This window comes from Streptomyces sp. NPDC014891 (assembly GCF_043081085.1).
GTDB lineage: Bacteria > Actinomycetota > Actinomycetes > Streptomycetales > Streptomycetaceae > Streptomyces.
This window is the reverse complement of sequence record NZ_JBIBWF010000004.1, coordinates 437,291-456,280: the sequence shown is the minus strand read 5'-3', so window position 1 is coordinate 456,280 and position 18,990 is coordinate 437,291. Positions and strand designations below refer to the sequence as shown.

At 75.3% G+C, this 18,990-nt stretch carries 18 protein-coding genes; 7 read left to right on the top strand and 11 right to left on the bottom strand.

Features of this window, described 5'->3' with window-relative positions; translation table 11 throughout:
* Positions 1-163 precede the first annotated feature (163 nt).
* The 3 genes from ACF09E_RS14015 to ACF09E_RS14005 form a co-directional block, all read right to left on the bottom strand.
* Positions 164-1,819 (bottom strand): acyl-CoA dehydrogenase family protein, encoded by a 1,656-nt coding sequence (locus ACF09E_RS14015; RefSeq protein ID WP_392205407.1) that lies wholly within the window; start codon positions 1,817-1,819, stop codon positions 164-166.
* Complete coding sequence (locus ACF09E_RS14010) at positions 1,803-2,420, bottom strand: TetR/AcrR family transcriptional regulator (protein WP_392205406.1); 618 nt, start codon at positions 2,418-2,420, stop codon at positions 1,803-1,805. The genes ACF09E_RS14015 and ACF09E_RS14010 overlap by 17 nt, the downstream gene beginning before the upstream one ends.
* 171 nt (positions 2,421-2,591) lie before the next feature.
* The gene (locus tag ACF09E_RS14005) at positions 2,592-3,176 is read right to left on the bottom strand and encodes a TMEM165/GDT1 family protein (RefSeq protein WP_392205405.1); all 585 of its coding nucleotides are present in this window, start codon (positions 3,174-3,176) and stop codon (positions 2,592-2,594) included.
* 397 nt (positions 3,177-3,573) lie between these two features.
* Between ACF09E_RS14005 and ACF09E_RS14000 the strand changes: the two genes are divergently transcribed.
* The 4 genes from ACF09E_RS14000 to ACF09E_RS13985 all read left to right on the top strand — a co-directional run bounded on the left by ACF09E_RS14000 (position 3,574) and on the right by ACF09E_RS13985 (position 8,796).
* Entirely contained in the window at positions 3,574-4,137 is a 564-nt protein-coding gene (locus tag ACF09E_RS14000) for a TetR/AcrR family transcriptional regulator (RefSeq protein ID WP_392205654.1), read from the top strand.
* Positions 4,134-5,576: an MFS transporter gene (locus ACF09E_RS13995; RefSeq protein ID WP_392205404.1), complete on the top strand. Its 1,443-nt coding sequence runs from the start codon at positions 4,134-4,136 to the stop codon at positions 5,574-5,576. Before ACF09E_RS14000 ends, ACF09E_RS13995 begins: the two co-directional genes overlap by 4 nt.
* Position 5,577: 1 nt before the next feature.
* Positions 5,578-6,690: a PP2C family protein-serine/threonine phosphatase gene (locus tag ACF09E_RS13990; RefSeq protein WP_392205403.1), complete on the top strand. Its 1,113-nt coding sequence runs from the start codon at positions 5,578-5,580 to the stop codon at positions 6,688-6,690.
* Positions 6,691-6,873: 183 nt separating this feature from the next.
* Positions 6,874-8,796, top strand: a complete 1,923-nt coding sequence (locus ACF09E_RS13985; RefSeq protein ID WP_392205402.1) for a CocE/NonD family hydrolase C-terminal non-catalytic domain-containing protein — start codon at positions 6,874-6,876, stop codon at positions 8,794-8,796.
* Between the two features lie 124 nt (positions 8,797-8,920).
* Here ACF09E_RS13985 and ACF09E_RS13980 read toward each other — a convergent pair whose 3' ends face one another.
* The 3 genes from ACF09E_RS13980 to ACF09E_RS13970 all read right to left on the bottom strand — a co-directional run bounded on the left by ACF09E_RS13980 (position 8,921) and on the right by ACF09E_RS13970 (position 11,602).
* The gene (locus ACF09E_RS13980; RefSeq protein WP_392205401.1) at positions 8,921-10,285 is read right to left on the bottom strand and encodes an NtaA/DmoA family FMN-dependent monooxygenase; all 1,365 of its coding nucleotides are present in this window, start codon (positions 10,283-10,285) and stop codon (positions 8,921-8,923) included.
* Positions 10,282-11,406, bottom strand: a complete 1,125-nt coding sequence (locus ACF09E_RS13975; RefSeq protein ID WP_392205400.1) for an LLM class flavin-dependent oxidoreductase — start codon at positions 11,404-11,406, stop codon at positions 10,282-10,284. The genes ACF09E_RS13980 and ACF09E_RS13975 overlap by 4 nt, the downstream gene beginning before the upstream one ends.
* Positions 11,407-11,521: 115 nt before the next feature.
* On the bottom strand, positions 11,522-11,602 hold the full coding sequence (locus ACF09E_RS13970) for a putative leader peptide (protein WP_361854754.1): 81 nt from the start codon (positions 11,600-11,602) through the stop codon (positions 11,522-11,524).
* A gap of 250 nt (positions 11,603-11,852) precedes the next feature.
* Between ACF09E_RS13970 and ACF09E_RS13965 the strand changes: the two genes are divergently transcribed.
* Positions 11,853-13,025, top strand: coding sequence for an alpha/beta hydrolase family protein (locus ACF09E_RS13965; RefSeq protein ID WP_392205399.1), 1,173 nt, complete (start codon positions 11,853-11,855; stop codon positions 13,023-13,025).
* Positions 13,026-13,046: 21 nt separating this feature from the next.
* Here ACF09E_RS13965 and ACF09E_RS13960 read toward each other — a convergent pair whose 3' ends face one another.
* From ACF09E_RS13960 to ACF09E_RS13945, 4 genes are all read right to left on the bottom strand, one after another.
* A complete protein-coding gene (locus ACF09E_RS13960; RefSeq protein WP_392205398.1) occupies positions 13,047-13,631 on the bottom strand; it encodes a nucleosidase in 585 nt (194 codons plus the stop codon).
* 67 nt (positions 13,632-13,698) lie between these two features.
* Positions 13,699-13,911 carry a DNA-binding protein gene (locus ACF09E_RS13955; RefSeq protein ID WP_392205397.1) on the bottom strand — a complete coding sequence of 71 codons (213 nt, stop codon included), beginning with the start codon at positions 13,909-13,911 and terminating at the stop codon, positions 13,699-13,701.
* Between the two features lie 159 nt (positions 13,912-14,070).
* Positions 14,071-15,489, bottom strand: a complete 1,419-nt coding sequence (locus ACF09E_RS13950) for a VWA domain-containing protein (protein ID WP_392205396.1) — start codon at positions 15,487-15,489, stop codon at positions 14,071-14,073.
* Complete coding sequence (locus ACF09E_RS13945) at positions 15,486-16,355, bottom strand: AAA family ATPase (protein ID WP_392205395.1); 870 nt, start codon at positions 16,353-16,355, stop codon at positions 15,486-15,488. The genes ACF09E_RS13950 and ACF09E_RS13945 overlap by 4 nt, the downstream gene beginning before the upstream one ends.
* A gap of 182 nt (positions 16,356-16,537) precedes the next feature.
* Here ACF09E_RS13945 and ACF09E_RS13940 point away from each other — a divergent pair, with 182 nt between their 5' ends.
* The gene (locus ACF09E_RS13940; protein ID WP_392205394.1) at positions 16,538-17,848 is read left to right on the top strand and encodes a PP2C family protein-serine/threonine phosphatase; all 1,311 of its coding nucleotides are present in this window, start codon (positions 16,538-16,540) and stop codon (positions 17,846-17,848) included.
* Positions 17,849-18,017: 169 nt separating this feature from the next.
* Entirely contained in the window at positions 18,018-18,350 is a 333-nt protein-coding gene (locus ACF09E_RS13935) for a luciferase family protein (protein ID WP_392205393.1), read from the top strand.
* A 66-nt stretch (positions 18,351-18,416) separates the two neighbouring features.
* Here ACF09E_RS13935 and ACF09E_RS13930 read toward each other — a convergent pair whose 3' ends face one another.
* On the bottom strand, positions 18,417-18,929 hold the full coding sequence (locus ACF09E_RS13930; protein WP_392205392.1) for a PaaI family thioesterase: 513 nt from the start codon (positions 18,927-18,929) through the stop codon (positions 18,417-18,419).
* Positions 18,930-18,990 lie beyond the last annotated feature (61 nt).

Genomic DNA, 18,990 nt, shown 5'->3' with positions numbered 1-18,990 from the left:
TCGTCATCACGATGATCGTATCGAGCACCGCGCGCCGGGGCCAGGTGTTTTCCCCGGGACACCGAGGCGCCGCGCCCACGGAGGGCCCGGCGCCCGGCGACATGGGCGCGGCCCGTCGCCCGGACGGCCGGCCAAGCCTGCGCCGACCGCCGTACGCATTGCCCTAGGCCGCGCTCGCCGCGTCCGGCCCGCTGCGGGCGATGATCGCCGCCGTGTCCACGCCCGCGGGCAGCGTGCCGAACGCGAGGCCGCGGTCGCCGTCGAGCCGTGACGCGCAGAACGCGTCCGCCACCGCGGGGTCGCCGTGCCGCACGAGCAGCGAGCCCTGCAGGACCAGGGCCAGCCGCTCGACGAGGCGGCGCGCCCCGTAGGCGGCCGCGTCCGGGTCGCCGAGCCCGGCGAGGTCCTTGCGGAGGCCGGCGACGGCCGCGTCCAGCCGCCGATCCGCGCCCGCGGCCCGGTCGACCTCCGCGAAGAAGGCCTCCACCGCCTGGGGCTGACGGGCCATCGCCCGCAGCACGTCGAGCGCGGCGACGTTGCCCGAGCCCTCCCAGATCGACGGCAGTGGCGACTCCCGGTAGAGCCTCGGAAGACCGGATTCCTCCACGTACCCGTTGCCGCCCAGGCATTCGAGGGCCTCCGCCGCGTGGGCGGGCGCCCGCTTGCACACCCAGTACTTGGTGACCGCGAGTCCGAGGCGCCGCAGCTGCTCCTCCTCCGCGTCGCCGCGCGTGGCCCGGTCGACCGCGCCGGCCAGCCTCAGTGCCGCGAGGGTGGCGGCCTCCGCCTCCACCGCGAGGTCGGCCAGGACGTTGCGCATCAGGGGCTGGTCGACGAGCCGTGCGCCGAAGGCCTCGCGGTGCGTGGCGTGGTGCACGGCCTGGACCAGGCCCAGGCGCATCCCGGACGCCGAGCTGAGGGCGCAGTCGAGGCGGGTCATGTTGACCATGCGGATGATGGTGGCCACGCCGCGGCCCTCCTCGCCGACGAGCCGGCCCAGGGCGCCCTCGTACTCGATCTCGGAGGAGGCGTTGGAGCGGTTGCCCAGCTTGTCCTTGAGCCGCTGGAGCCGGATCGCGTTGCGGCTGCCGTCCGGCAGGACGCGCGGCACCAGGAAGCAGGAGAGTCCGCCCGGCGCCTGGGCCAGGGTGAGGAAGACGTCGGACATCGGCGCCGAGGTGAACCACTTGTGGCCGGTCAGCGCGTACAGACCGGGCTCGTCCGTCGGTACGGCACGGGTCGTGTTGGCCCGGACGTCCGAGCCGCCCTGCTTCTCGGTCATCGACATCCCGGCGATGATCCCGCGCTTCTCCGTCGGCACCCGGAGGCCGAAGTCGTACGAGGAGGAGGTCAGGAGCGGCTCGTACACCTCGGCGAGGTCGGGCTGGGCGCGCAGCGCGGGCACCGCCGCGTACGTCATGGAGATCGGGCACAGGTGCCCGGCGTCGGCCTGGCCCCACACGAACAGCTTGGCCGCGCGGGCGACGTGTGCGCCCGGCCGGTCGTCGCGCCAGGGCGCGCCGTGCAGCCCGTGGCGGACGGCCACGTCCATCAGCTCGTGCCAGTGCGGGTGGAACTCGACCTCGTCGATCCGGTGGCCGTACCGGTCGTGCGTGTGGAGCACGGGGGAGTGTCGCTCGGCGAGCCGACCCCACTCCTGGGCCTGCTCGCCGCCCGCGCGTGCGCCGAGCTCGCGGACCTCCGCCTCGGCCCAGGCCGCGCCCTCCCGGCGCAGAGCCTCCAGGAGCGCGGGGTCGGCGGAGACGTCGTAGCCGGTCAGGGGCGGTACCTGGTTGGTGACCTCATGCGTGGTCGGCATCGGGAACTCCCAGAGCTCGCAGGGTGAAGGTGACGAGGGCGGGTACGGCGCCGGGCCCGACGGACCCCTCCGTCAGCGGGCCGACGAGCGCCTCGGCGCCCGCCCCGACCAGTGCCGAGGCCGTCAGGACCGGGTCCTGGGGCGGCAGCTCGCCCGAGCGCACGCCCTCCTCGACGCGCGCGGCGAACACGTCGCGGAACGCGCGCCGGAAGACCAGGCGTTCGGCGTCCACGGCCGGGTCGACGGGCTCGGCGAGCAGGGCGTAGGCGAGGCGCGGCGACTTGAGGGCGCGCAGGGCGAAGGTCTCGATGACGGCGACCACCCGCTCGGCGGCCGAGTCGTGGGCGGGGTGGGCGGCCGCCTCGGAGACGGCCGCGACCTCCCGGCTCACCACGGTCCGGAAGAGCTCCACGGAGAGGTCGGCCTTGCTGGGGAAGTGGCGGTACACGCTGCCGGTGGCGATTCCGGCGCGGGCGGCGACGGCCGCCACCGTGCATCCCGCGTAGCCCTGCTCGGAGAGCAGGGCCCGGGCCGCGTCGACGACGGAGGCGCGCTGGGCGTCGAGTCGGGCCTGGACGGCGGGGGTGCGTCGGTAGGGCATGGAAGGAGTGAAGCAGTGATTCAGCGCTTCATCAAGGGGTCCGCGCCGGTGGGAGGGGACGGCGGGAGGCCCCCACCGGGTGGGTGGGGGCCTGTGGTCGCGGGGAGGCCGCGCCGTCGCGGTGGCTGCTCGGCGTCAGCCGGTGAAGACCTCGGTCAGGGCTGCTCGGCGTCAGCCGGTGAAGACCTCGGTCAGGGACCAGATCGCGAGTCCGGCCATGCAGACGCCGCCGATCCGCTGCACGGTCTTGAGCGGTACGCGCTTCGCGATGAAGCGGCCGGCGACGAGGGCGAGGGCGGAGACGCTCATCAGGGCGGCCAGGGAGCCGATCGCGGTCGACCAGGTGCCGTTCGTGGCGGCGAGGTTGGCCGTGGTGATCTGGGTGAGGTCGCCCCACTCGCTGATGAACACGGCCATGAAGGCCGTCGAGAAGACGGGCAGGAAGCCGGTGACGGTCGTGCCGCCCTCGTCGGTCTCGTCGTCGTCGCCCCCGCCGCGCAGCAGCATGAACGCGCCGAAGCCGAAGAGCAGGGCGGAGACGAGCTTCACGGACCAGCCGGGGAGCAGCCCGAGCAGGCTGCCGGCTCCGACCGCGAGGGCGACGTGCGCGAGGAAGGCGGTGGAGGTGCCGATCCAGACGTAGAGGGGACGCATCCGCGTGCCCATGGCGAGGGACGCGAACATCGTCTTGTCGGGAAGCTCGGCGAGGAAGATCAGCCCGAAGGCGGTGAGGATCGCCAAGGGGTCGAGGTGCATACCGGGGCTCTCTGCTCGGTCCGGGCCCGCGGACCCGGCACGGCGCCTCGATGGGCGACGGGAGGACCACTCGGCCCGGCATGACGGACCACGCCCACGGAGACGCGGACGCGGTTGATGCCTGGCCGAAGGTCTCGCCCGCCCGCGTGGAACGCGGACCCGGTCACCGGGAACCCGAGGGCTCCAGTATGTCGACGACCGATTCGCAGGGCTACTCCCCTTCGCTGTGCCCCAGTGTAGCGGACCGGGGCGCGAGAGTGGGTAGACAGCGTCTACTCGATCTTGGTAGACAGTGTCTGTGAACCAGGGAGACGAAGAAACGGAACAGGACCGCCGGGCGCCCGCGAGGACGACCGGAGGCGGCGACGGCCCCGTCGAGGAGCCCGGAGACGGAGGGCTGCGCGAGCGGCTCGTCCGCACCGGCGTCGAGCTGGTGAACGCCGAGGGCTGCCAGGCCCTGTCGCTGCGCGAGATCGCCCGCAGGGCGGGCGTCTCCCACGGCGCACCCCGCCGCCACTTCCCCACTCATCTCGAACTGCTGTCGGCCATCGCCCGCCAGGGCTTCACCGAACTGGCCGACCGCGTCACGGCGCACGACCGGGAGGACGCCGGGCCACGCGAACGGATCGCGCTCCTGGCCCGCGTCTACCTCGACTACGCCGACACCCGGCGCGGCATGTACGAGCTGATGTTCCGGCACGACCTGCTGGAGAGCGGCCGCCTCGGCCTGCGGGAGACGAGCCTGCCGCTCTTCGCCCGCCTCACCGGACTCGTCGCCCGCGTCCGCCCCGACGCGGCCGACCCCACCGTCCTCGCCGGCGCCCTCTGGGCCAACCTCCACGGCATCGCCCAGCTCTGGCACTGGGGCAGCCTCCGGCTCGCCACCGGCGGCGACGACCCCGCCCCGCTCCTCGCCGCCGCCCTCGACGCCCACCTCGGACCCGACGGGGAGGCCCGGTGACCGCGCGCCGCGGCCCGGTCCTGGCGTGCAGCGTCGTCGGCGCGGCGGTCGTCGCCCTCGACGGCACCGTCCTCACCATCGCCCAGCCCGCGCTCCAGCGCGATCTGCACGCCGACATCGGCCAGGTGCAGTGGACCAGCACGGGATACCTCGTCGCCGTCGCGAGCCTCCTCGTCTTCGCCGGACGGCTCGGCGACCGCTACGGCCACCGCCGGGTCTTCGCCCTCGGCGCCCTCGGCTTCGCCGCCGCCTCCACCGGCATCGCCCTCGCCCCCGGCATCGGCGCCGTGATCGCGCTGCGGGTGCTCCAGGGCATCTGCGGAGCGCTCCTCCAGCCCGCCACGCTCGGCATGCTCCGGACCGCCTATCCACCGGACCGGCTCGGCACCCCCATCGCCGTGCGCACCGCCGCCATCGGCCTCGCCGCGGCCGCCGGACCGCTCGTCGGCGGCGCGCTGGTCTCCGCGTACGGCTGGCGGGCCGTGTTCCTCCTCGGCGTGCCCCCGACCCTGGCCATCGGCCTGCTCGCCCTCACCACCCGGGACCGCGCCGTGCCCCCGCCGGACCTCCCCCCGCGGCCCTCCGCCCCCACGGGCCGCCTGTCCGCGCTCGACCCCGCCGGCGCCCTGCTGCTCGCCGCCGCGCTCGGCCTCCTCGTCCACGGACTCGTCGGCACCGCCCGCCCCGGCGGCGCCCCCGCCGGCCTCCTCGCCATCGCCGGAGCCGTCCTCGCCGGGCTCGCCCTGGCACGCCACGAGCGCCGCGCCGAGCGCCCCCTGCTGCCCCCGGAGCTGCTCCGGAGCGTCCCGGTCCTGGCCGGCCTCGCCGTCCTGCTGGCCGCCTCGACCGCCCTCTTCGGCGCGCTCTTCGTGGCGACGTACTTCCTCCAGGACGTGCAGGGACTCGACCCCCTCGGGTCCGCGCTGCGCACGCTCCCGCTCGCCGCCCTCATGGTGCTCGGCGCACCGCTCTGCCCGCCGCTCCAGCGCCGCTTCGGCCCCCGCCGTACGGCGACCGCGGGCGCCGCCCTGCTCACCCTCGGCGTGTTCCTGCTCTCCCGGCTCGACGCGACGGCCGGACCGGCACCCGTCGCGGCGAGCGCCGCCCTGCTCGGCGCCGGGTTCGTCACCCTGATGGTCACCGCGACCTCGGTCGTCGTGCACCGGGCCCCCGAGGCCCACGCAGGAGTCGCCGGCGGCCTCCAGCAGACCGTGATGAACGTCGGACCCGCCCTCGGCGTCGCCGTGGCGACCCTGCTCCTCGCCCTCGTCCCGGACGGCGGGTTCGTACCGGCCCGCGGGGCCGCCCTCCCGGCCCTGGTCCTGATCGCCGCCCTCGCGCTCCCCGCGGCGCTCGCGCTGCCCCGCGACGGCGGGCGGCGGACACGCCCGGAGCCGCCGACAGCCCGATCCGACGGCCCAGCCTGCGTACGATCATGAGATGCCAGCAGGTCAGCGGGGCCGCCCCGGTGCTCCGGCGCGCGCCCAGTTCAACCTCGGCCGCGCGCTTCCCTTCCTGGTCCTCGTCCTGACGTTCGCCGTCGATCTCGTCACCCCCGACCGCGAGCGCTTCGACCGGCTCCTGGTCGCGGCCCCCGCGCTCGCCGCCGTCACCTGGAGCGTGCGCGGGACCGTCGCCATCGGGCTGCTCGCCGTCGTCGCACGGGTGCTGCTCGGCGCCATCCGGGGCGACTTCGCCGCAGTGCCCGAACTCGTCGCCAACCTGACCGTCATCGCCGGCGTCACCGCGGCCGCCGCCTGGGTCAGCCGGGTCCGCACCCGCTACGAGCGGGACATGCGCGAACTCACCGCCGTCGCCGAGGTCGTCCAGCGCGTCGTGCTGCGACCGCTCCCTGCCCGCCTCGGCCGCTTCGACCTCCGCCTGCTGTACGTGGCCGCCGCGGCCAAGGCCAGGATCGGCGGCGACTTCTACGAGGCCGTGCGCGTCCCCGGCGCCGTGCGCATCATGCTCGGCGACGTCCAGGGCAAGGGTCTGGGCGCCGTCGAGACCGCCTCCGTGCTGCTCGGCTCCTTCCGCGCCGCCGTCGACGACGCCTCCGGCCTGCCCGCCCTCGCCGACCGGCTGGAGGAGGGCCTCGCCCGGTACGGCGCCTGGGACCCCGACTCCGACGCCGCCGAACGCTTCGCCACCGTCGTCCTCGTGGAACTCCCCGACGACGAGGACGTCGCCCGGCTGCTCACCTGCGGCCACCCGCCCCCGCTGCTCCAGCACGGCGGCGAGGTCGCGGCCGTGCGGTTCGCCGACCCCTCGCTGCCGGTGAACCTCGCGGGTCTCGCCGCGTCCCACCACCGCGTCGAGGAGGTGCCGTTCGGCCCGGGGGACCGGCTGCTCCTCTACACCGACGGCGTCAGCGAGACCCGCGACCGGACCGGCACCTTCTATCCGCTGGAACTCCGTCTGCGCGGCTGGGCACGGGAACCTCTCGACGAGGTGCCGGACCTCCTCCACAAGGACCTCGCCGCGTACGGAGCCGACGGCCTCGACGACGACGTCGCCGCCGTGGTCGTGGCGTATCCGCCCGTGCCCCGCTGACCCGACCGCCCCCCGTGCACCCCCAAACATCGAGTTCGGGGCGGCTTGTGTCGTTCCCGCCCGGTTGCGCGACACGTGCGCCGTTCATGCGCTCTGGCCCGTTCCCCACCGCATGCGTGAGGCTCGTGACCGTCCGCCGCGCGGACCGCCACGACACCGGCCCAGCGAGAGGAACGGGTGCCCGTGCCCCAGGAGAAAGCCTTCACCACCGGCTCGTCCGAACACTTCCCCGGCTTCCCGGACGTCACGGCGGCCCTGACCGCGGCCGAGACCTCCGCGATCACCGCACGCGGCCTCTGGGCCGCGGACGGCACGGTGGACCCCGGCGCCGTCCGGCTCGGCCAGACCCTCGCCCACGCGCTCCTGTGCGGGCCCGACGGCACCGGCACCGCCACGGAGCTGCTCCCCGCCGAACTCGCCGCGGCCGTCGAGGAGGTGCGCGGGCTGGCGCAGCCGGCCTACCACCGCGTCGAGGGCGCCGCGGCGACCGACGGATCCGCGGAGAACGTACGGCTGTCCGCGTTCAGCCTCCGGCAGCTCGGGCCCGGACCGCACCCGCTGGTCGTCGTGCCCGCAGGATGGACCCCCTTCGGCTGGTCCCTGTTCCTCTGGTCGTACCTCGAACTGGCCCGCAGGGGCTACCACGTCCTCGCCTACACCCCGCGCGGCCTCGGCCTCCCCGGACTCCCCTCCACCTCCGGCGGCCTCGTCGACGTCGCGGGCCCCCACGACTGGGCCGACGGCTCCGCGGTCGTCGACTTCGCCGTCGACCGCTTCGCCCCGAGCGTCATCGGCTTCATGGGCGAGTCGTACGGCTCCGGGATCAGCCAGCTCGTCGCCGCCCACGACGACCGGGTCGCCGCCGTCGTCGCCCTCAGCACCTGGGGCAACCTCGCGACCAGCCTCTACGACCACGGCACCCGCCACCTCGCGGCGGTGAAGGCCCTCCTCGCACTCACCGGCGGACCGGTCGAGACCAGGTTCGACGCGGCCAACCGGGCGATCCTCGCCGACTTCCAGGCCGACCGGAACCTGGACGCCGTCGTCGAGTGGGGCCTCAGGCGCGCCCCCGAGTCCTACCTCGCCCTCACCAACGAGAACGGCACGCCCACCTTCTTCTCCCACACCTGGCACGAGAGCCTCTTCGCGGTCAACCAGACCCTGGTGACCTTCAACGGCCTGGAGGTGCCCAAGCGGCTCAACCTGTGGATCGGCGACCACGCCGCACCGGAGGGTCCCGCGCTCATCGGGCCGCCCGCCGTCCCGGGAGAGACCGACCTCCCCATGGCCGAGGCCTACGCCTGGCTCGACCACCACCTCAAGGGCGAACGCAACGGCGTCGAGGACTGGCCCGAGGTCTGCAACCAGGTCATGTTCTCCTACGTGACGGAGCCCGTCCTCGACCCGGGGACCGGCGAACCCACCGCGGAGAACCGGATCGTCGTGCCCGCCCGCCGCGAGACCAGCGCCACCTGGAGCGAGGTCACCGGCGCGACCGAGGTGTTCGGTCTCACCGGCGACGGTGCGGGCGGCACCGACGGACGCCTCGTCCCGCAGGGCGGGCCCGGGGCGGAGGAGACCGGCTGGCGGCGGGCGTTCCTCGCGGGCGTGGACACCGAGGCCACCGCCATGGACGCCCTCATGAAGACCGGTCAGGCCGAGTGGCGGGGCAACCCCAAGATCTACGACACCCACAAGATCGACCGCCGCCACGCCGTCGCGTGGACGACGGAGCCCCTCGTCCCGCGCGACGGCGCCGGGACCGTCGGCCGCCGGATCCGGGGCATCCCCCGGCTCCGTCTCACCGTCCGCTCCACCGCCGCCTCCGCGAGCCTCTACGCCCACCTCCTGGACGTCGCCGCGGACGGCACGGCCCGGATCATCAGCCACGAACCCCTCAACGTGTACGGCCTGACACCCGACCAGGAAACCACCGTCGCCTGGACGCTCCAGGCGGCCGCGTACGACCTCCCCGCCGGGAACCGGCTGATGCTGGTCGTCGACAGCAAGGACCCGCTGTACGGGGACGCCTCCGTCACCTGGACGCAGACCGTCATCGGCTCCCCCGAGCAGGAGCCGTCCTTCCTGGAACTGCCCCTGGGCTGACCCGGGCTCCGGCACGGAACCGGCCCGGCCGGGCTGACCCGGGCCGGGCCCCGGCACGGATCGCGCCGGTCGAGATCGGGAGGGGCGGGCCCGCCGCCCCCGCGCGGGCCCGCCCCTCCCGCCGTCACACCGCCGGGGCGAGCCCCAGGTGCTCCCGAAGCGTCGTGCCCGTGTACGCGGACCGGTACACGCCCCGCTCCTGGAGCTCGGGCACGAGCAGTTCGACGATGTCGTCGAGTCCGTCCGGCACCAGGTAGGGCGAGACGTTGAAGCCGTCGACGGCCCCGTGCCGGACGAACCGGGCGAACTTCTCGGCGAGTCCGGCCGGCGTCCCGGCGTGACCGCGCTGCGGGCCGAGCTCGATGACGGTCTCGCGCAGCGTCCAGCCGTTGGCCTCGGCCTTCGCGCGCCACACCGCCACCACCGCCCGGGGGTCCTCCACCCAGCGCGTCCCGAACGTACCGGTGTCGCGGACGACCACCGGCTCCTCGGCGGGCAGCGGCCCGTCGGCGTCCCGCTCCGACAGGTCGACGCCCCAGAGCCGGCTCGCGATGCCGAGCGCCACCGCCGGGGTGACCTGCTCGCCGCGGACCCAGCGCTGCTTCTCCTCGGCCTCCTTCTCGGTGGCGCCGATGACGATCTCCGTCCCCGGCAGGATCCTCAGCGCGTCCTCGGCCCGGCCCGCCGCCCGCAGCCGCCGGCGGACGTCCTCCGCGAAGGCCAGTGCCTCGTCGAAGTCCGTGCCGTGCGCCGAGAACACGACGTCCGCCTGCCGGGCGGCGAAGTCCCGGCCCTCGCCCGAGTCGCCCGCCTGGAAGATCACCGGATGGCCCTGCGCACTGCGCGGAAGCGTCGGCACCAGGTCGACGTCGACGTGCGCGCCCTGCGACCGGACGCGCCCCACCGTGCCGGGCACCGACCAGGACCGCGCGTCGACGGACCCGGCGACCGCGCCGTCGGACCAGCCGTTCCACACGGCGCGTGCCGCCGAGAGGAACTCCTCGGCGCGCCGGTAGCGGTCGGCGTGCTCGAGGAAACCGCCGCGCCGGAAGTTCTCCCCGGTCCAGGCGTTGTGCGTGGTCACCACGTTCCAGCCGGCCCGGCCGCCGGACAGCAGGTCGAGACCGGAGAGCCGCCGGGCCAGGTCGCCCGGCTCGTTGTACGTGGTGTTGGAGGTGGAGACGAGCCCGATCCGCTCGGTGGCGGCGGCGAGGGCCGACAGCTGGGTGATCGAGTCCGGGCGGCCGGCCACGTCGAGCTCGTGGACACCGCCCCCCGACTCGCGCAGCCGCAGGCCGTCCCCGAGGAAGAAGGCGTCGAAGAGCCCGCGTTCGGCGGTCCGCGCGACCCGGAGGAAGGAGGCCGGGTCGATCTGCGAGCCGCTCGACGGATCGGACCAGATCGTCCAGTGGTTGACCCCCTGGAAGAACACCCCGAAGTGCAGCTGCGCGTCAGGGCGGGGGACGTCGGCGGGATCGGTGCGGGTCATCGGGTCTCCTCCCGTACGGGTGTGGCGGCGGCGCCATCGCTGGTCGCGAAGCGGCTGAGGGGCCGGGGGAGGCCCAGGGAGGAGCGCAGGGTGGTGCCGGGCAGCGGCCGGGCCGCCGCCCGCCGGACGAACAGCTCGGGCAGCACGAGCCGGGACAGCACGGCGAGGTCCTCGTCGATCACGAGCGGGTGCAGCCGCACCCCGTCGAGGCGTCCGCCCAGCTCGACGAGCAGGGAGACCAGCCCGTCGGCGGGCCCGGTGTACCGCAGCCTGTCCGGCCGTGCGGTCCACGGGGCGTGCCGCTCCAGGTCCGCGATCCGTTCCCCGGCCGTCTCGCGCGGGGTGTCCAGGGCCACCTCGATCTCGGCGAAGGCGAGCGGCGACACGCCCCTCCCCGCGGCCGCGGCGGCCACCTCGGCGGCGCTGCCTCCCCCGACGAGGGCCACGTCGACCAGCTCGTCCGGTACGAGTCCCGGGCGGGCGAGGACCACCGGTCGTCCCTGCGGCGGGCGCGGCACGATCGACGGCCCCCGCACCGAATAGGTCTCTCCGGTGAAGTCGACGGCGTGGAGCCGCGACCGGTCGAGATAGCGGCTGGTCGCCACCGACCGGATGACCGCGTCGTCCTCCCAGGAGTCCCACAGGTCCCGTACGACGCGGAGCCCGTCCCGTGCCTCGCGGGCCCTGGCCTCCGCCCCCTCGACCGGGGGCCGCCCCCAGGCGCGGGCCGCGGCGGGATCCTCCTCGACCCCCAGCACCCAGCCGGCCCGGCCGGTCGAGACGTGGTCCAGCGAGGCGAGCTGCGAGGAGACGTGGAACGGCTCGGCGTAGGTGGTCGCCAGAACCGGCGCCACGCCGAGGACGCTCGTCGAAGCGGCCACGTACGCGGCTCGCTCCACCGCGCCGATCCGTCCCGAGGGGCCGGCCCCGGAGGCCGGCGGCAGGATCGAGTCGTCCAGGGTGACCAGGGTGAACCCGGCGTTCTCGGCGACGGCCGCGACCCGGGCGAGCCGACGCGGGGTCAGCAGCTCGCCGGGGGAGTGCGCGGCACGGCGCCACGCGGCCGGATGGGCGCCGTCGCCGTCGATCTCGACGGCCAGGCGCAGGGCGGGGCGGGGCATGGGGAGTCCTTCCGGGAACGCGGGGCACGCCGCGGGACCCGTGGGCGCGCGCGGGCGCGACCGCGCGGGGCCGGGCGGCGTGAGGGCGGCGGAGGCGCGGACCCGTGGGAGCGGGTCAGGCGCGGGAGGAAGGACAGATGGCCGAGGAGGTGCGGCAGAGGTCGACGTGCCGCCGGCACACGAGCCGTGCGCTCATCCGGCGGCCGGGACGGGGGTGGAAGGGTGCCGCGCTCGCTCCGCGCACATCCGCCTCCCCGCAGGTCCGGGCCGAGATCCCGTCCGGATTCGGGACGGCGACGGCTCAGCTTAGGCAGGACGGCTTCCGGACTGTCAAGGGCGGTCCGGGAGTCGGGCGGCGCCGAGCCCGACGCATCAGCCCCCGGTCTGACGGGACATGGGCCTCCGGCAGGACGCGCCGACGCGGTCGGATCTCCTACCGTGCCCTCATGATCCGATTCACCAGGGCGGCCGTCGCCGCCCTCCTCGTCTGCTCCGTCGCCTTACCCGCAGGTGTCGCCACCGCCGCCACCACCGACGTCCCGCCGCCGGCGGCGACCGCACGGCCGGCGAAACCCGCCGTCCTGCCCGCACCCACCGGACCGCACGCCGTCGGGAGCACCGTCCTGCCGCTCGTCGACCGCTCCCGGACCGACCCGTGGGTCCCGTCCGCCGACGGGCGGGCGCTCATGGTGACCCTCCACTACCCGGCCGCACGCGACACAGACGGCCGCCCCGCGCCGTACGCCACCCGCGAGGAGGCGCGGCTGCTCGCCGAGCAGCTCGGGCCCGGTGTCTCCGGCGACCTGCTCGCCCGCACCCGCACCCACAGCAGGACCGACGCGCGGCCCGCCCCGGGCCGCCGGCCCCTGGTCCTGCTCTCCCCGGGCTTCAGCGTCTCCCGCTGGACCCTCACCCACCTCGCGGAGGACCTCGCCTCCCGCGGCTACGTCGTCGCCTCGGTCGACCACGCCTACGAGTCGTACGGGATCAGCCTGCCCGGAGGCCGCACGCTCACCTGCGTCGCCTGCACCGCCCTCGACGAGGGCGGTGTGCCCGCGTCCGTGGTCACCTCGACGCGCGCCGCAGACATGCGGTACGTCCTGGACCGGCTCACCGGTCCCCGTCCCGTCTGGAAGCACGCCGGGCTGATCGACAGCCGTCGCATCGGCATGGCCGGCCACTCGATCGGCGGGGCGAGCGCGGCCACCACGATGGTGGCCGACCCGCGCGTCGACGCCGGGATCGACATGGACGGCGCGTTCTGGGAGGATCTCCCGGCCGAAGGGCTGCGGGGCCGGCCGTTCATGATGCTCGGCACCCATGACGCCGTGCACCTGCCGGGGGGCACGGACACCAGCTGGGACCGGACGTGGGCCGCCCTCGACGGGTGGAAGCGCTGGATCACCGTGGCGGGCTCCGAGCACTTCACCTTCTCCGACGGCCCGGTCATCTCGCGGCACTTCGGCCTGCCGCTGCCCGAGCTGCCCACCGACCGCGCCGTCGCCGTCACCCGGGCGTACGTCGCGGCCTTCTTCGACCAGCACCTGCGGGGACTCCCGCGCCCGCTGCTCGACGGTCCGTCGCCGGCGAACCCGGAGGTCCACTTCCAGCACCGCTGACCCCTCCCGGGCCCGCGTCCGTCAGACGCGGTACGGGGTGTTCGCCGCCGCCCAGTCGGCAAGGGCCCGCGCGCACTCGGCGACCGATTCACGCCAGGTGCGCGCGGCGCCGTCGCCCGCCTCGTCGCTGACGTGCTTCACGATGCGCAGCGGCACCCCGGCCAGCTCCGCGGCCGCCGCCAGCGCGTAGCCCTCCATGTCGACCAGCGGCGCCCGCTCCGCGAGCCGGGCCCGGGCGGCCTCGTCCGAGATGAACGCGTCCCCGGTGGCCAGGACCACGTCCCCGCCGTCCGGCAGCGCGAGCGGGGCCCCGTACGTCTCGCCGGTCAGTGTCGCCAGGAGCTGTCCGTCGAGGTCGTGCTGCACGACCGTGCCGACGACGTGCGTCCCGGTCCAGCCCGGGCGGAGCGCTCCCGCCGTCCCCAGGTTCACGATCCCCGACGGCCGGGGGCCCCGGCCGAGGACGGTCGCGAGCGCGGTCGCCGCGTTCACCTTGCCCATGCCGGTCAGCAGGACCGGCAGCGAGGTGTCCAGGAACTGCGCCTCCTCCTTGACGGCGAGGACGAGCAGCGGGCGGTCGGCGGTGATCTCTCCCAGGAGTTCCATGGGGGTCACGCTAGTTCGCGGGCCCGCCCGGCGTACAACCGAGGCCCGACCGGGGGACGACCGGCCGTCATCCCAGGGACTGGCCGCGCTCCGCGAGCACCTCGGCGAGCAAGCGCAGCGCCTTCGGGCCCACGCCGTGCAGGGCGGCCAGCTCCGCTGCGGGGACCCCGGAGAGCTGGTCGAGCCGTGTATAGCCGGCCGCGGCCAGCGCACGCGTGGCGGGGGCGCCGATCGAGCGGGGGAACTCCGTCTCGGGACGGTCGGATCCGGTGGGTGCCATGGACCGATCGTGCCACGCGGGAGAGCACGGCGGGCCGGACTCCGGCCGCGCCACGCCCGCGCGTGGGAGGCCCCTCGGACGCCGCCGGTGTGCGCCAGCCCGCGCCTGGGATGCCCCTCGGACGCCGCCAGAGTGCTCCCGTCTCCGCGAGGGCGAGCCTCACACGGGGAGCAGCCGGCCGATCAGCGCGCCGAGCTGGCGGGCGTTGCGGCAGGGGCGCATCTCGACGAGGCCGGCGTAGGCGGGGGCCACCGAGTCGCCCGTACCCCACAGCGAGGGCTGCTCGGGGTTCAGCCAGTGGACCCGCCGCGCCCGGTCGGCGATCAGCTTCAGGGCCGGGAGGTTCGGGTCGGAGCCGTTGGTGCGGGCGTCGCCGAGGACGAAGACCACGGTGCGCGGGCCGAGGGCCTCGGCGTACCGGTCGGCGAACTCGCCCAGGGCCGTCCCGTAGTCGCTCTGCCCGTGCCACCTGGTCAGCTCGGCCTCGGCGAGGATGCGGTCGCCGAGGCGGGCCGGGTCGGCGGACCCCCGGGCGATCAGGCCGGTCACCTCGTCCACCCGGTTGACGAAGGCGAAGACGCGGACCCGGCTGAACTGGGCGTGCAGGGCCTGCACCAGCAGCATCGTGAACTGCGCGAACCCGGCCACCGAGCCGGACACGTCGCACAGCAGCACCAGTTCAGGCCGACGGGGAGGGCGCCGGCGCAGCACGGGCCGCACCGGCACACCGCCGGTCGACAGCGAGCGCCGCAGCGTCCGCCGCAGGTCGATCTCGCCGCGCGACGCCCGGCGCCTGCGGGCCGCCAGCCGGGTGGCGAGCTTGCGCGCCAGGGGACGGACCGTGCGCCGCAGCTCGTCCAGCTGCGTCCGGCCGGCCAGCAGGAAGTCGACGGTGTCCGCGGTCCCCGCGACCGCGCGCCGCGCGACCCGGTCGCGGCCCTGACGTTCGGCGACTCGCCGACGGGCCTCGGTCCGGACCCGTTCGCGGAAGTCCTCGATCCGGCGCCGGATCTCGTCGTCGAGCAGACGCTCGGCGAACTCGGGGCCGGCCGTCCCGGGCGCGACCCGGAGCCGCTCCCGTACGCGTGCCAGCAGCGTCTCCGGGCGCAGCCGGCCCAGCGTGCGGTACGAGGACCAGCCGTCCGACCCGGGCCCGGAGCCGAACCCGCCGAAGCCCCCCACGGCCTCCGCGGCGAGCCGGTCGAGAGTGGCGCCGTCGCCGGCGACGAGGGCCTCGGCGAGCCGGTCGCGCAGGGCCGCGAGCTCGGCGGGGCCCGCGGGGGAGTCCTCGTACGCCTCCGCGGCCCGGCCGTGGCCGAGGGGGAAGTACAGGTCGAAGACGCGGTCGAAGACCGGACGCTGCGCCCCGCCGTGGAGCAGGGTCGCGGCGAGCGCCTCCCGGACCCGCTCGCGGTGGGTGAAGCCGACCGCCTGGAGGGCGAGTCCGGCGTCCACGGTCTCGCCGGTGCCGATCCCGAACCCGTGGGCGCGCAGCGCGCCGACGAGACCGGTGAGACGGGCGGCGGCCGTCGCGGGCGACGCGCCCACGGCGGAGGCGCCGTCGAGGAGGCCGGTCACACCGCGTCCAGGTCCAGCTTGGCGGCGGCCCGCACGATGTCCTCCTGGTGCTTGAGGAGCACGCCCAGCGTCTCGCGCACCACCCGTTCGTCCAGCCGGTCGGCGCCGAGGGCGAGCAGGGTGCGGGCCCAGTCGATCGTCTCCGAGACGGACGGGACCTTGCGCAGGTCCATCGCCCGCAGCGCCCCGACGACCCGCACCACGGACCCGGCGAGCGCGTCGTCCAGGCCGGGCACCTTGAGCGTCACGATCCGGCGCTCCAGCTCCTCCTCCGGGAAGCCGATGTGCAGGAAGAGGCAGCGGCGGCGAAGGGCCTCGGAGAGCTCGCGACTCGCGTTCGACGTGAGCACGGTGAAGGGGCGCCGGGTCGCCCTGATCGTCCCCAGCTCGGGCACGGTGATCTGGAAGTCGCCGAGGACCTCCAGGAGCAGGCCCTCCACCTCGACGTCGGCCTTGTCCGTCTCGTCGACGAGCAGCACGGTCGGCTCCTCGGAGCGGATCGCGGTGAGCAGCGGCCGGGGGAGCAGGAACTCCTCGCCGAAGATGTCCGTGCGCGTGTCGTCCCAGGACTCGCCCCGGCCGGCCGTGATCCGCAGGAGCTGCTTGGCGTGGTTCCACTCGTACAGCGCGCGGGACTCGTCGACGCCCTCGTAGCACTGGAGCCTCACCAGCCGTGCGCCGGTGACCGCGGTGACCGCCTTGGCGAGCTCCGTCTTGCCGACCCCCGCCGGGCCCTCGACGAGCAGCGGCTTGCCGAGGCGGTCGGCGAGGAAGACGGTCGTGGCGACCGCGGGCGAGGCGAGGTAGCCGGTCGCGGCGAGGCGATCGGCGACGTCGTCGACGGAGCTGAAGAAACCGGTCGTCATGCGCTGTCCCCCCGAGGAGCGGAATCGTCTACTGGCCAGTAGCCTCTGCTGTACTCGATCAGATCGGGCCCCGCCGCACAACCGTCGCGCACGAGGTCCGTGCCGCGCGCGGGACACCGCCCGCTGGTGGAATGGGGGTGACCGGGTACGCCACCCGGGGACCTCTCGGCGGTGGAGGTGTCGTGGCGGAGCGGGAAACGGAGCGGGAGCACGCCCTCCTGGCCAGGGTCCGGGCCATGGAGGAGGCGGTCGGTGCGATCGGCACGACGCTCGACGAGACGGGCACCTGCCGCGAACTCGCGGCCTTCGCCGCCCGGCGTCTGCGCGCCACTGCCACCGTGGACCTGCTCGCGGAGCCGGGCGCCCCGCCGTGGCGCGCGGCCCACGCGGAACCGGAACCACCGGAACGGGGAGCCTCTGCCACCCCGACCGCCGGGGCCACGACGCACCCCGCCGCCACTCCCGTCGGGCTGCCGCCGACCGCTCCTACGGCTCCGGGCGAGGCGGCTTCCGGTGGGCTGCCGCCGACCGCCTCCACGGCTTCCGGTGCGGCCGTGGCCCGGACCGCTTCCGGCGACACCGCCCAGGCCGGCACCGCCACCGGGGGCGCCTCCCACCGGCTCTCCCTCCCCCTCGCGGTCGACGGCGAGGAGCCGGCCGGGACGGTCGCCCTGACCCGTGACGGACCGCCCTTCACCGCGGACGAGGCGGCCCTGCTCCGGTACGCCGCACGCCTCGCGGCCCGCCATCTCGGCCACGCCCGGCGGCTGGCCGCCGCCGAGGACGCCGCCCTCCACCTCCAGCGCGCGCTCGTCGCCGAGCCCGGCCGCCCGCACCCCAACCTGGAGATCGCCGGCGGCTACCTCCCCGCCGGACCGCGCGCCCTCGTCGGCGGGGACTGGTTCGAGACCGTACGGCTCCACTTCGGCCGCAGCCTGCTGGTCGTCGGGGACGTCATGGGCCACGGCCTGGACGCGGCCGTGGACATGAACGCCTACCGCAACGCGCTGCGCGAGGCCGCGGCCACCGACCTGCCCCCGCACCGGGTACTGCGCCACCTCGACTCCGTGGTCGCCGAGGACGACGCCCGCCGGCCCGCCACCGTCCTGCTGGTCCGGGTCGACCCGGCCCGCGGCACCGCGACCTTCGCGAGCGCGGGACACCTCCCGCCCGCGGTGTTCCACGCCGACGGCTCGGCGGAGCTCGTCCACCTCCCCGTGGGCCCGCCCCTCGGCACCGGCGTCGGGGGCTACGAGCCGACCACCCGTCCGCTCGATCCCGGCGACACCCTGCTCCTCTTCACCGACGGGCTCGTCGAACGCCGCGGCGAGGACATCGACCACTCCCTCGCCCGCCTCGCCTCGCTCCGACTCCCCACGGACCCCGGTCCCGACCAGGTCGTCGAAGAGGTGCTCGGCCGCCTCGGCGCCCACAGCGCGGAGGACGACGTCGCCGTCCTCGCGGCGCGCATCCGGGTGCGACCACACCAGTGACACACGGTCACTTCCGCCCCGCGGAACGTCGTGACGCACGGTCACACCAGCCATGCCGGAGTCATGTTTCGGTCCCGGGCGGGATTCTTCCCGCCGGACGCTTGTGCGCGGCCCCGGGGCCCGGCACGCTCCTCGTATGAACACGGCCAGGCATGCCAGTGAACGATTGATGAGCTGGCCCTCGCTGACCCCCGGCAGCGCCCATTGCGGCGCGCCGCTCGGGTTCGGTACGGCGACGCAGGAGATCGTGCACTTCCACGGCGAGCACGAGGCCGACGTCCATCTCACCCGCGCCATGGTCGCGAAGCTGCGCCATGCCCTCCTGGGGTCGAGCGCGGTCCGTCTGCGCGCCGGATCGGGGTGGGTGACGGTCCGTCTGGACATGGGATCGGACATCGATCTGCTCGCCACCCTGGTGAGCGCCGCCCTCCAGGGCAACGGCGTTCCCGACGTGGCCCCCGACGGCTGCACCCGCACCCGCCCGGTCGCACCGCTGCGCTGACGCCCCGGAAACGGCGCCGCTCGGAGACCGGTACGGGGCTTCCGCGCGCTCGCCGGGACGGCGGCACTACGCGGGCGTGCTCCCCGGACCGCCCGGGACGGGGAACAGCATGCACGTGCTGGTCGCGTGGGCGAGCAGCCGGTCCTGCGCGTCGTACAGGCCCGCCTCGGCGAGCGCGGTCCGGCGCCCGCGGGAGATCACCGTGCCGATCGCCCGGACCTTGCCCGTGTCGAGCGTGATCGGCCGGAGGAAGCGGGTCGCCAGGTCGAGCGAGGTGTAGGCCGTGCCCAAGGGGAGCGTCGAGTGGACCGCGCACCCGGCCGCGGAGTCCAGCAGGGTCGCGTAGACCCCGCCGTGCACGCTGCCGATCGGGTTGTAGTGCTCCTCGCCCGGTTCCAGGGTGAACACCGCGCGCCCTTCCTCGACCTCTTCGAGGCCGAAGCCGAGCAGGGCCGCGATCGGCGGCCCCGGCAGGCGTCCCGCGACCATCTCCCGGAGGAAGTCGATACCGGCCATCGTCCCGGCGGCCCGTGCGGTGGCTCCGGCGTCCTCCCACTCGACCGTGCGCGACCGCCCCATGACCACTCTCCGCCCGTCCCGGCCTGCTGCCGTCAGCTGGCTCTGTACCGCGAAGCTAGCC

Bases quoted from the DNA above. Each gene is read 5' to 3' on its own strand.
- ACF09E_RS14015 (WP_392205407.1), bottom strand. From the start codon at position 1,819: ATGCCGACCACGCATGAGGTCACCAACCAGGTACCGCCCCTGACCGGC.
- ACF09E_RS14010 (WP_392205406.1), bottom strand. From the start codon at position 2,420: ATGCCCTACCGACGCACCCCCGCCGTCCAGGCCCGACTCGACGCCCAG.
- ACF09E_RS14005 (WP_392205405.1), bottom strand. From the start codon at position 3,176: ATGCACCTCGACCCCTTGGCGATCCTCACCGCCTTCGGGCTGATCTTC.
- ACF09E_RS13990 (WP_392205403.1), top strand. From the start codon at position 5,578: ATGCCAGCAGGTCAGCGGGGCCGCCCCGGTGCTCCGGCGCGCGCCCAG.
- ACF09E_RS13980 (WP_392205401.1), bottom strand. From the start codon at position 10,285: ATGACCCGCACCGATCCCGCCGACGTCCCCCGCCCTGACGCGCAGCTG.
- ACF09E_RS13975 (WP_392205400.1), bottom strand. From the start codon at position 11,406: ATGCCCCGCCCCGCCCTGCGCCTGGCCGTCGAGATCGACGGCGACGGC.
- ACF09E_RS13970 (WP_361854754.1), bottom strand. From the start codon at position 11,602: ATGAGCGCACGGCTCGTGTGCCGGCGGCACGTCGACCTCTGCCGCACC.
- ACF09E_RS13965 (WP_392205399.1), top strand. From the start codon at position 11,853: ATGATCCGATTCACCAGGGCGGCCGTCGCCGCCCTCCTCGTCTGCTCC.
- ACF09E_RS13960 (WP_392205398.1), bottom strand. From the start codon at position 13,631: ATGGAACTCCTGGGAGAGATCACCGCCGACCGCCCGCTGCTCGTCCTC.
- ACF09E_RS13955 (WP_392205397.1), bottom strand. From the start codon at position 13,911: ATGGCACCCACCGGATCCGACCGTCCCGAGACGGAGTTCCCCCGCTCG.
- ACF09E_RS13945 (WP_392205395.1), bottom strand. From the start codon at position 16,355: ATGACGACCGGTTTCTTCAGCTCCGTCGACGACGTCGCCGATCGCCTC.
- ACF09E_RS13935 (WP_392205393.1), top strand. From the start codon at position 18,018: ATGAGCTGGCCCTCGCTGACCCCCGGCAGCGCCCATTGCGGCGCGCCG.
- ACF09E_RS13930 (WP_392205392.1), bottom strand. From the start codon at position 18,929: ATGGGGCGGTCGCGCACGGTCGAGTGGGAGGACGCCGGAGCCACCGCA.